Source organism: Kordia sp., from assembly GCF_965224175.1.
Lineage (GTDB): Bacteria > Bacteroidota > Bacteroidia > Flavobacteriales > Flavobacteriaceae > Kordia.
Genome location: NZ_OZ245041.1, coordinates 1979118 through 1989798, shown reverse-complemented (window position 1 = coordinate 1989798; position 10681 = coordinate 1979118). Strand labels below are relative to the sequence as shown.

Below are 10681 nucleotides of genomic sequence, written 5' to 3'. Positions count from 1 at the left end.
CTCAATTACGAGATGCTTTTTTTATAGGTAAAAATGTATGTAGTGTAAAGAAAAGAATCCAAAGAAAACTACCAAAACTTAAAGTAATTCCTAACGTTCTTACTCTACGTGAAGGATCAGAAATAGAAGCCAAACAATCGTGTAGTAAAATAATAGGATTGCTAAATAATTCCCAGGAATTCCAACGTTGAAATCTTCCCAAGTAAATTCCAAATCCACATAAAAATACAACGACAAATAAGATGCGTTTCGCAGCAACAATATTCCATTTATCAGTCAAAATACGAAACACTTGATGCATAGATAAGATTCCTAAAAACAGACCATTCCAAGCAAACGCGAACAACATAAAAGGATCTAACCATGGGAGAGAAGATCGTGAATGTCGCAAATGCATCAAATCGGTGATTAAATATGGAGCATTTGGTAAAAACAACAACCAGATTCCTAAAATTAGTACTAAAGGAAATGTGTGTTTGCGAAGCCAATTGGTTTCTACAAGCCATGATGAAATCGCATAAGGAACTACGGCTAAGAATAAATTCCAAACCAAAAAACCATAAAAAAAGCTACAAGTAACATACATTCGTAATATTAATAAAGCAATGCAAAAAATGCTATTTAATATTAAAAATCGATTCAATTTTAAAGTTTGTACTTCCATCTTAATGCTGAATTTGTTTAGGTGAAAAATGTTTTCTAAGCATAAAAATGGCAAATACGAGTAACAGCCAAAAATATGGTTCGCTCATACGACGTGTTTCTTTACCAGCTTTTTCAGAATAGTCAGCATCCATAATCTCTTTCTGTTTTTGAAGTAAACGTGCTTCTTGTTCCTTGTTTTCTAAAGAAATAAAAGTAGTACTACGCGTTAAAATATTTTGAGCAAAACTTTCTCGTAATCCTTGTAACCAATGTTCTTTTTTTCGTTTCGGATTCAAATCATTTAAATCATGAAACAAACGTAACTGCAAAGCATTTAAAAACGGACTTCCTGAAAAGTCAAAATCTAAAGTGGCTTTATGATCAAAACTTACCAAAGAAGGTTGTGAATTATTATGTAAAAAGCGCGATTGTTCATTTCGAGAGAACTCAACCAATTCAATAGTTTCAGGAATCTTTTTATCCCAATGTGAATGTTCAATCAAATTATGATAAGGAAACGCTTTTTCAGTCTCCCAAGAACTATATTTTCCAACATGACGATTTCCCAAAGGCGCATATACCACGACATACGGAATGCTTTTTTGATTGCGATGTGCATACTGAATCTGTGCAATAGCTTTCTTATAGTTAAATCCAGAAGCTTTTGGTGCTGTAGGTTTTCCCCAATTTACATCGGCATCTACATATAAAACCTGTGCTTTTTGTTGTATTTCTTTGGTTAAACTGGAAAAGTCTTCTTGAAATTGTTCTCTAAATGCATCACCTTTTGTGGTATTGTCAACCATAAAATAATAACTCACTGGTGATTGTACTTTTGGCAATTGTTCTTTAATGCTACTTGGTACATAAAATGTGTTCGGACTCAGTTCTGTTACGCTTTCTCCCAAAGGTTCTACCTCAATATCAATAGGCGTATCATTAATAGAAAAATGTACTGGAATTCTATGATACAAGGTGAAACCAGAAGTACGTGTTTCATTTTTTCGAAACGGAAAAATCTTTAAAGACAATACATCGCCATATACATATTGTAAAATTCCTGGATCGCGTCTTCGTGTCGTGATCTGTTCGTAAATCCAATTAGCAGCTTTCTTTTCGGCTAAAATTCCTGCGGTTCTACGACCTTCAATATCCAAATAATAATCTGTAATAAATACATCTTTTGGTAAGGTGAAGTTACTACTAAACTCACGCATGCCAACACTATCTATATTGGTGATTGATAAATCTACTTGTGTTTTATAAAAGTCACCATCTGCAACATATTTTGTTTTGTGTGTATACGTAACTTTAGCATTTAGCTTTTGCGGTGGAATATACGAAGACCAAGGAAATGTTTGTTCTCCTAAAAATAAACGTTGAATTTCTTCTGTTTTTTGTGTAGAAACTTGCAAATTATCAAACACATACCAATCATAAAAAATAGACAAAATTGGCAATCTTCCTTCAAACGTATCTATAGAAAGTCTACGATTACTCTTGTTCATCTCATTTAAAATATATGTGATCTTTTCTGAATCATGTTCTTTGTAGTTTCTATCTGAAGCATCAAATTGATCAGTTTCCGCAATTAAATCGTTGAGGTAATTTCTATGATCTATACAAAACCCAACAAATATCATCGGCAGCATTGTCATACAAACCAAACTCCAAAGTATCACTTTCTTTTTACCATAAGTTTTCGCAATTACAGAAAATTGTTTAGACATAATATGATACTGTATCATCGCTAAAATAATCGGCGTAAGCATCAAAACACCAGCAAACAAAGCTAGTAATGCTACAAAGGCGATAGGAATATATGGTAAGAAAATGATGAAGAAATACAAAACAATAGGAACTCCAAATGAAGTACATAAAAAACCTATAAATTTTGCTAAAACAGCATCAGTAACCAATAAAAATAAACCGAGTGCATTTATTCCGAATGCAATGTAGACTATGATATAATTAAAATCTCCAAAAATCTGAAGATTTGCATTCAATACAAGTCCAATAAATGGAAACATAGTGCCAAAAAATATAAGCATGTATGGATTTTTGGAATTGATGCTTTTTCCAACAATATTTCCGAGCACAAAACGCAAAAAGAAAAACAAAAATGATGCAATCGCGACACAGATAAATATTTTTGATATAAATATTTCAATATGGAAACTCAAGTTTACTGCTCCATTTAAAAAAGGAAAAATCACCATTATAAATAAATAGGTTGTCAACGGAATTATTACGGAGAAAGCAAAATTTTGAGCATTTTCAGAGCGTGCTCCTTTTGGTGGGAAATATTTAAAAATAACATCGATCATAGCATGAAAAATCCCAGGAACCGTTAAGTATAAAGGAATAATTTCATAATTAATACTTGTTGATTTGATACGTGGAATTTCTAAAAATAAATGTGACTCGTATAAAGAAAGCAACAGAATAGTATAGCAAACTAAAATGGTACAAGGTAAAATCCAAGTTTGTATTTTTTGTTTGATTTCTAATAGAATTAATCCTGAAAACAAGAGAATCAAAATTCCCCAGGTAAATGCTAAACCTGAAAAAGAAAATGTATTTCCTTCTGGTGTGTTGAAAGCATCATTAACTAACCAACCGAGAAATAGTTGTGGTATAATTAAAGAAATAAAATACCCAAGTGTCTTATGTAGTTTGAATGGTAACATGTTTTGGTGATATAAAATGATTAATAACAAGTAAAGTGAAAATGTACAAGATGCTTCCGAGCGCTAAATGTGCATTTTTAGGATCAATAAATTGATGCGTCCAATCCCATTCGGCTAACTTCATAGCACTTATAATACGTGCAGTATTGGCAACAAGCATGATGAGGTAACTACATATTCCTAAAAATAACACGCGTAAAAACGTAGGTTTTATAGCTTCAAACTTGCACAACTTAAAACATAGAAAAGCAAAGCAAATAATAAAGAAATTACCGCCTGCACATGACTTTTCAATAATAATTCCCAGTGGAGAACTAAAACCAACTTCTGGAATCCATTGAAAGTTTGTATTGGTAAACAATTCAATAAAAGGAATCATAGGATACATAAACCATTTTAAAACGGCTAATGTGGAAATGCTATAAAGTGCTTTCAAAGAGAAAATTAATCCAAGGATAAAACCTATTTTAATATGTAACTTTTTCATCTTTTAGTGTTTACAATTAATGGTAACTCATAATAACGCCTATGTAGCATAAACCAATTGGAATATTGATAATCATGAGTACTAATGATTTAAAAATCTTTTCACGTCGATGTTTGCTGTGAACTAAGGTGATGTAAAGTGTGAAAAATAAAATGCTATTTATCAATAATGTGAGTAATGCATAATAAATGCCTAAATCTAAAATTAAACTTGCGCCTGAAAAATAGAAATAGGCAATCAATAGAAAAGTGCCGCCTAAAAAGCTTGAAATTGCTGTGATTTTAGCGGTTTTTAGCAATCTATATATAAATGGAATATTCATGTATTGTGTATTTTGTTGTTAATAATAGATGAAAACGAAACCCAATTTTTTAGCGCTCGTATTCCAAAAAATCAGGAATCGTTTTCTCACCAAACTAACTAATCAATCTTTGTTTAAATTTGTAGTATTATCTGTGAATTTTAAAATGTTATAATCGTTAACCTTGCTGCCAATCAATTTTTCGAGATACATACATTACAATTCCTAGAATCATAAATAACCCAATGCTTCCTACAAGTAGCGCATAGTTTTCCATTTGTATAATCACGAAAATAAAACTGTATAAAGCACTCAATGCAGTTCCTATAAATAGTGGAAACTTCCAATTTTTTAAAATAGATTTAGAATACAGCGTAATCATCACAATAACCGCAATTCCTGCAATGAGATATGCTTTTAAGAAACTACTGTGTTCTGAGATAGAAATTAACAAGGTGTAAAACATAACTAATGCAATTCCGATCATTAAATATTGAAAAGGATGAATGTGAATTTTGCTCAAGGTTTGAATTAGGAAAAAGACTAAAAACGTCAATCCGATTACGAGAAAACCATACTTGGCAGCACGATCACTTTGTTGATACTCGTCTAAAGGAAAAATAAAATTAGTTCCTACTGCGTATTGTGTCAAATTGGGCAATACTTTAAAAAACTGCTGTGAAAACGAACGATTTGTGTTTAAAATCTTCCAATTGGCTTCAAAACCGCCATTTTCAGTAGTACGTTCGCTCTGCGTAGTAAAATTTCCAATATGTTTTGGATCTTTCCAATCGGATTTTATCATCACATTTGTCACCTTTCCGATAGGAATAAATTGAACACGTTCACTTCCATTATACATCAACTCAAAATTAAATGCATGCGCTTTTGTTGTTGGAATGTCATTTAAAGATAAATAAGAACTTTCTAGTTCGTCTAAATATGGATAATTCTTGTTTTTATTAGAAAAATTGGTCTCAAAGCTGTAATCATTTCCGTTTAGCTTTACTTTCACTTCACTTTTCAAACCTTTCAAATTCGTGGTCTGAATCACCAAAGTTGCCTTTTCCCAAATAATATTTTTGTCTTCAATAGATTTCAAGGAAAAATCGGGAGCTGTAAAATTTCCAGAGGCACTAATATTAGCGGTGAAGACTGCTGTTTCAAAATTATTTCGCTTTTTCGTGGACGTTTCCGCATCTGTAGCAATATCTAATTGATCTGGGAAAAAGTAAGCATACTTAACAATTGTGCGACGTTCTTTGAACGTTTTTTGTGTTTCTTTATCAAATTTTGAGGTTTCTTCAAAAGTTTTATACGGTACTTTTAAAATAGGTCCGTACATAATAATTTGATTTCCCCATTTATGATTGATATCATTAACGACACTGATTTGTCTGTTTTCTCGTTCTTGAATCAATTCTTGGATCAGTTTAAGTGGAATCATGAGTAATAAGACCAATAATCCCATGACAAGCATTCGTGCGGTAATAGAAGTTTTGAACCATGTAGAAAACTTCTTGTTGTTGTTTGTGTTTGTTTGATGTTCTTCCATTTTCGTTAGTTTTTAAAGTACTTTGAAATTCAAAGTAAGTGGATAAAAAAATAGTGTTCTTTAATTGCTAGGAGTAAAGCCTAGTTGTTTCTTTTGTACAAAGTACTGCGTTTTTTATGTTGAAAATTAACTTCATTTAGTAAGTGTTTCTAGTGAATTAGTATTTGTGTGAATTTTGTAATTATTCGCTTTTTTTAATTAATTGTTCTAAAGCTTCTATGTGCTTTTTAAATTCAATTTTACCCAGTGGTGTTGCGCTATAACGTGTATTTGGCTTTCGCCCGATAAACTGTTTCTCCACTTTAATATATTCCACTTTTTCAAGTGCTTTTGCATGACTTGCCAAGTTTCCATCGGTGACTGACAAGAGTTCCTTTAGCATTTTAAAATCGGCGAATTCATTCACCATCAGAATCGACATAATGCCCAAACGAATTCGGTGATCAAATGCTTTATTAATATTGGTTATGATACTCACAATTACTTAGCTGTTCGTTCTAAAAGGATATACATTAATCCGCCATAAATGATATGAAATATACCAAATCCTATTGCCCAAAAATACAATCCATATCCTACATATTGTGTGGAAATTAATCCGAGAATGATATTTGCAAGTCCCAAATACTTTACATGTCCAAAAGTATGCTGACTCGCGTTTACACAAGCCAATCCGTAAAATATAAGTGTTACGGGCGCTACAAATCCAATAAATCCTTTTTGTAGTAAAATCAAAGCAAAAATTCCTCCAGTGACTAACGGAATCAAAAAATTGATGAGTAGTTTGATGGCAGTTTTATCGAACATGCGTTCTCCGTTTTTTTGTGCTTTGCGTCGTGTTAAAATAATTCCAGTAACAATAGCCAAAAAAAGTACCACTGCAGCAATCATCATCAATTTAATAGTCACATCACTTGAACCTGTATATTGTCTATTTTCAAACAAACGACTTTTCATTTCATACACTTTTAGCAATTCTTGGCGAGCAAACCAAGCACCGATTAATGCATAAATTCCTGCCATAATTCCCGAAAGTCCACTTAAGGAAATAAATCGAGAAGATTTATTCATGAGATTTTTAATCTCTTTAATGTCATTTAGATAGTCTGATGATGTCATAGTAAAGTACTTTGAAATACAAAGTAAAATAAAAATGACAACTTCCGCAAATAAAAAATCATTTTTATACTTTTTCTGAACTAAATGAAAGGATTTTTCGTTAAAAGTAGATCACATACAATATATTATGGATGATTTTCTGTTTTTTAGAATCATTTCCATAACTTTAAAATCTTAACATAAAATTAATTATTTGGATAAAGTTTTAAAATATCTAAAAGATATTGGAAAATTAGAACCTTTTGAAATAAAAAATAGTAGTCTAACATTCCTACTTTCTGGTCCCAGCACTTACATTTATGTATTAATCATGTTGTATTACAACCCTGATTTGCATATTCCTTTTTATGGTGAAATTGTATTTTCTCTATTGTTTGTGTTGGTAGGTTTAGTTCCTTATCTAAAAAATAAACGTTTAAATGATGCATACGGTTGGATTACGTTTATTCCACTGATTGTTTTTCAATATTATCTTACGTATGCAACTGCAATTAATAATTTTTCTTTAGATTATTTATTGGTAACATATGTTTTCATTTTTGGAGCAGTTCTTTTGTTAAGTAACCGATTATTGGTTATCATTTTTAGCTCTTCGCAGTTAATTCATCTCGCTTATAGAGTATACTATTCTGAATTGGATAGAATGTCGGAAAGTGCCATTCTTGTTTCCATGAGCACAATTTTTATCTTTTCTTTTTTAGTGATGAATGGTTTAATTCGCTACAGAAAAAAGTTAGAAGCTGTCAATTTAGATTTGGAAAAACGCATCAAGCAACGTACTGTTGATTTGGAAAATAGAGCTAAAGAATTACTTCGTAAAAACAAAGATTTAGAAGAGTTTGCTTATGTAGTTTCGCACGATTTAAAACGTCCATTACGAAATATTTATACCTTAACAGATTGGTTGACAGATGATGAAGAATACCAATTGAACGAAGAAGCAAATGAGAGTTTGCGACTCATAAAAGAACAAGTGACGCAAATGGATTTATTAGTGGAAGGAATTTTGAATTATTCCTTGCAAATGGACAAAGATCGACCAGCTTCTAGTGTTGACGCGCAAACGCTGATCAATCGGATCATTACTGTAAATTCTAGTGAAACTGTGAAGATTCATCTAAAAAGACGCCTGCCAAAAGTAACCTTCAACGAATCACAATTATTACAAGTCTTTCAAAATTTGATTCAAAATGCAATTAAGCATAATGACAAAGACCATGTAGAAATTCATATTGATTATCAACTTTTAGAAACACATCATCAATTTTCAATTCAAGATAATGGACCAGGAATTGATGAGAAATATCATAAAAAAATCTTTGAACTGTTCCAAAAACTTGAAGTGAAATCTGAAATTGATTCTATTGGAATCGGATTGGCTTTGGTAAAGAAAATCATTGAGCGAAATGGCGGAACGATCTCTGTAGAAAGTAAACTTGGACAAGGAACCAAATTTATATTTACCATTCCTTCATCATACTAGAAAAAGAAATAAAAAAAGAATTGCCCCATAATTAAATGATTAAAAACGTACTTAAAACGCTCGGACGGTTAGAGCCTTTTGAAATTAGGAATAGCAGTATTACGCTATGTCTTGGTGCGCCAAGTACGTATTTATATCTGGAAATTATGAAATATTACAATCCAGATATTATTTTACCTTTCTATGGAAATATCATCTTTGCAATCTTATTTTTGGTAGTCGGAATTATGCCTAATCTTAAAAGCAAGCGAATTTTACTCAGTTATGGTTTGTTTGTTTTTGCATCTACAATGGCGTTTCAACACTACCTAACATATTCAACCTACATAAACAACTTCTCGTTAGATATTTTGTTGGTCACCTATGTCTTTATTTTTGGTTCAGTATTATTGTTAAGCAATCGAATATTGGTATTAATTTATTGTACTACAGAAGCATTGCATTTAGCATATTATGTATATGTGTCTGACTTGAACATTATCTATGAAAGTGCTATTTTACTAACCATAAGCATCATTTTTGTACTGTCTTTTCTAATCACAAATGGATTCATCCGCTATAGAAAACGATTGGAAGCCATCAATATAAACCTTGAAGGAGTTGTCAAAGAACGTACGTTTCGTTTAGAAAATAGAGCGAAAGAATTGCTGGAAAAAAACAAAGATTTAGAAGAATTTGCCTATGTGGTTTCGCACGATTTAAAAAGACCTTTGCGAAATATTTATACACTCACAGATTGGCTTTCTGAAGATGAAGACGAACAATTAAATGACGCTGCTACAGAAAGTTTACAACACATCAAAAAACAAGTAATTCAAATGGATTTATTAGTAGAAGGAATCTTAAATTATTCCTTACAGATGAATCCAAATCAGGATGGAAAAGAAGTCAATGCACATACTTTGGTAAAACGAATTATTAGTGAGAATGCTGCTGAAAATATTACGTTTACACTTGAAAAAAAGTTGCCGCGAGTTGTTTTTAATGAATCACAGCTGATACAAGTTTTTCAAAACCTGATTCGAAATGCAATCAAACATAATGATAAAGAGCAAATTAAAATCTCTATTGGTTATGAAGTAAATGCTTCATTTCATCAATTCTCCATACGTGATAACGGTCCTGGAATCGCAGAGAAGTATCATGGGAAAATCTTTGAACTCTTTCAAAAACTTGAAGCAGATATAGGTACTGAATCTATTGGAATTGGGCTGGCTTTGGTTAAAAAAATCATTGAACGCAACGAAGGAAACATTTATGTTGAAAGTTCAGTAGGAAATGGAGCTACTTTTGTATTTACCATTCCAAAGTCAACTACTTCAGGAAAAGCTTAGAAAGCCTTGAACGGAAACAATTAAGAATATTTCGAGGCAAGCGTTAGCGCACTTAAATCTCAATTGTAGCGTAAAACTAACGTATTGGAATAATTCGAAAAGCAAACATTGCGGCTTCTTTACTAAAAAGCATTAAACGATCTCTTTTGACGCCATTAAAAGGAATTCGCGCGATATAGTCATTTCCGTCTTTTCTAATCGTTATTTTTTTACCATATTTATCTCTTGCATAGTTATAGTAATAAACCTTTGTGGTGTCAATTTCTTTGAATCGAAGTGTGATAGAGTCGTTTGTTTTTGTTCTAATCACTCCTTTTATTGAAGAGTCTAAGGAGACATTGGCTTTTAATGACTCAGTATATGAAACAGGTTGTTTATAAAAATCGATTTTACTTTTTGGTACTTTTAGCAATTGCCATTTTGGATCTTTTGGAAAATGGTTTAAGATCATTTTTTCAGGAGTAATACAAAAATACACATCTGTAAAATCGAAGTGATTTGGTTTATTAGGTTCATTACCTGTAGACCAAGTGGCATCAATTAAATTCCATTGATCATTAAAATATACAGCATTCCAAGCATGTGTAGTTTCTCGTTTTATCTTTCCGATATCTTTAACATACCTAAGCGTATTTCCTTTAATAACCTGTGCTTTAATATTCATATGTTCGCACAAGAAAAATAACAAACGTGAATAGCCTGAACACACACCAGTTTTATACGTTAGTACATAAGTAGCATATTGTTCATAATATTGACGTTCATAGTCTTCCTGACTTTTAAAATCTTTAATTTTAATTGTTGGATAGCTGCTTTTTCCTGTTTGTAGATTCTCATAATCATATTGAATATGATTGGCAATCCAATAATAAGCTGCGCGTACCTTATCGGCATCTGTAGTAAAATCTTTTTCAATACGATTGGCTAAATCTTCAACAGATTGAAATGATGAAGGATATCTGTCGACTAATGAATCGACATGTTGATACTCTTGTGCGCTTAGATAAAAGCTACAAATTAAGAGAACAAATAAAAGAAATCGCGTTTTCAATAGATAACAAGGGTTT

The 10681-nt window shown here is 31.7% G+C and carries 10 protein-coding genes; 2 read left to right on the top strand and 8 right to left on the bottom strand.

Going from position 1 to position 10681, the window contains the following annotated elements:
* Position 1 precedes the first annotated feature (1 nt).
* From ACOQOS_RS08710 to ACOQOS_RS08680, 7 genes are all read right to left on the bottom strand, one after another.
* Positions 2 to 664: a DUF1361 domain-containing protein gene (locus tag ACOQOS_RS08710; protein WP_420574585.1), complete on the bottom strand. Its 663-nt coding sequence runs from the start codon at positions 662 to 664 to the stop codon at positions 2 to 4.
* A 1-nt stretch (position 665) separates the two neighbouring features.
* Positions 666 to 3335, bottom strand: a complete 2670-nt coding sequence (locus ACOQOS_RS08705) for an MSEP-CTERM sorting domain-containing protein (RefSeq protein WP_420574584.1) — start codon at positions 3333 to 3335, stop codon at positions 666 to 668.
* Entirely contained in the window at positions 3313 to 3822 is a 510-nt protein-coding gene (gene xrtK / locus ACOQOS_RS08700; protein WP_420574583.1) for an exosortase K, read from the bottom strand. Before xrtK ends, ACOQOS_RS08705 begins: the two co-directional genes overlap by 23 nt.
* Before the next feature lie 16 nt (positions 3823 to 3838).
* Positions 3839 to 4144, bottom strand: coding sequence for a hypothetical protein (locus tag ACOQOS_RS08695; protein ID WP_420574582.1), 306 nt, complete (start codon positions 4142 to 4144; stop codon positions 3839 to 3841).
* Positions 4145 to 4301: 157 nt separating this feature from the next.
* Positions 4302 to 5678 carry a cell envelope integrity protein CreD gene (gene creD, locus ACOQOS_RS08690; protein ID WP_420574581.1) on the bottom strand — a complete coding sequence of 459 codons (1377 nt, stop codon included), beginning with the start codon at positions 5676 to 5678 and terminating at the stop codon, positions 4302 to 4304.
* Between the two features lie 181 nt (positions 5679 to 5859).
* Positions 5860 to 6156 carry a winged helix-turn-helix domain-containing protein gene (locus tag ACOQOS_RS08685; RefSeq protein WP_420574580.1) on the bottom strand — a complete coding sequence of 99 codons (297 nt, stop codon included), beginning with the start codon at positions 6154 to 6156 and terminating at the stop codon, positions 5860 to 5862.
* 2 nt (positions 6157 to 6158) lie between these two features.
* Positions 6159 to 6797 carry a hypothetical protein gene (locus tag ACOQOS_RS08680; protein WP_420574579.1) on the bottom strand — a complete coding sequence of 213 codons (639 nt, stop codon included), beginning with the start codon at positions 6795 to 6797 and terminating at the stop codon, positions 6159 to 6161.
* Between the two features lie 193 nt (positions 6798 to 6990).
* Here ACOQOS_RS08680 and ACOQOS_RS08675 point away from each other — a divergent pair, with 193 nt between their 5' ends.
* On the top strand, positions 6991 to 8280 hold the full coding sequence (locus tag ACOQOS_RS08675) for a sensor histidine kinase (protein ID WP_420574578.1): 1290 nt from the start codon (positions 6991 to 6993) through the stop codon (positions 8278 to 8280).
* 35 nt (positions 8281 to 8315) lie between these two features.
* Positions 8316 to 9614, top strand: a complete 1299-nt coding sequence (locus ACOQOS_RS08670) for an ATP-binding protein (RefSeq protein WP_420574577.1) — start codon at positions 8316 to 8318, stop codon at positions 9612 to 9614.
* Between the two features lie 76 nt (positions 9615 to 9690).
* On the opposite strand, the gene ACOQOS_RS08665 is transcribed toward ACOQOS_RS08670, so the two are convergent.
* A complete protein-coding gene (locus ACOQOS_RS08665) occupies positions 9691 to 10665 on the bottom strand; it encodes a transglutaminase domain-containing protein (RefSeq protein WP_420574576.1) in 975 nt (324 codons plus the stop codon).
* Positions 10666 to 10681: the final 16 nt, after the last annotated feature.

What these genes read in the sequence shown, in the direction of transcription:
- ACOQOS_RS08710 (WP_420574585.1), bottom strand. Translation starts at nt 664, where the DNA reads ATGGAAGTACAAACTTTAAAATTGAATCGATTTTTAATATTAAATAGC.
- ACOQOS_RS08705 (WP_420574584.1), bottom strand. Translation starts at nt 3,335, where the DNA reads ATGTTACCATTCAAACTACATAAGACACTTGGGTATTTTATTTCTTTA.
- xrtK (WP_420574583.1), bottom strand. Translation starts at nt 3,822, where the DNA reads ATGAAAAAGTTACATATTAAAATAGGTTTTATCCTTGGATTAATTTTC.
- ACOQOS_RS08695 (WP_420574582.1), bottom strand. Translation starts at nt 4,144, where the DNA reads ATGAATATTCCATTTATATATAGATTGCTAAAAACCGCTAAAATCACA.
- creD (WP_420574581.1), bottom strand. Translation starts at nt 5,678, where the DNA reads ATGGAAGAACATCAAACAAACACAAACAACAACAAGAAGTTTTCTACA.
- ACOQOS_RS08680 (WP_420574579.1), bottom strand. Translation starts at nt 6,797, where the DNA reads ATGACATCATCAGACTATCTAAATGACATTAAAGAGATTAAAAATCTC.
- ACOQOS_RS08670 (WP_420574577.1), top strand. Translation starts at nt 8,316, where the DNA reads ATGATTAAAAACGTACTTAAAACGCTCGGACGGTTAGAGCCTTTTGAA.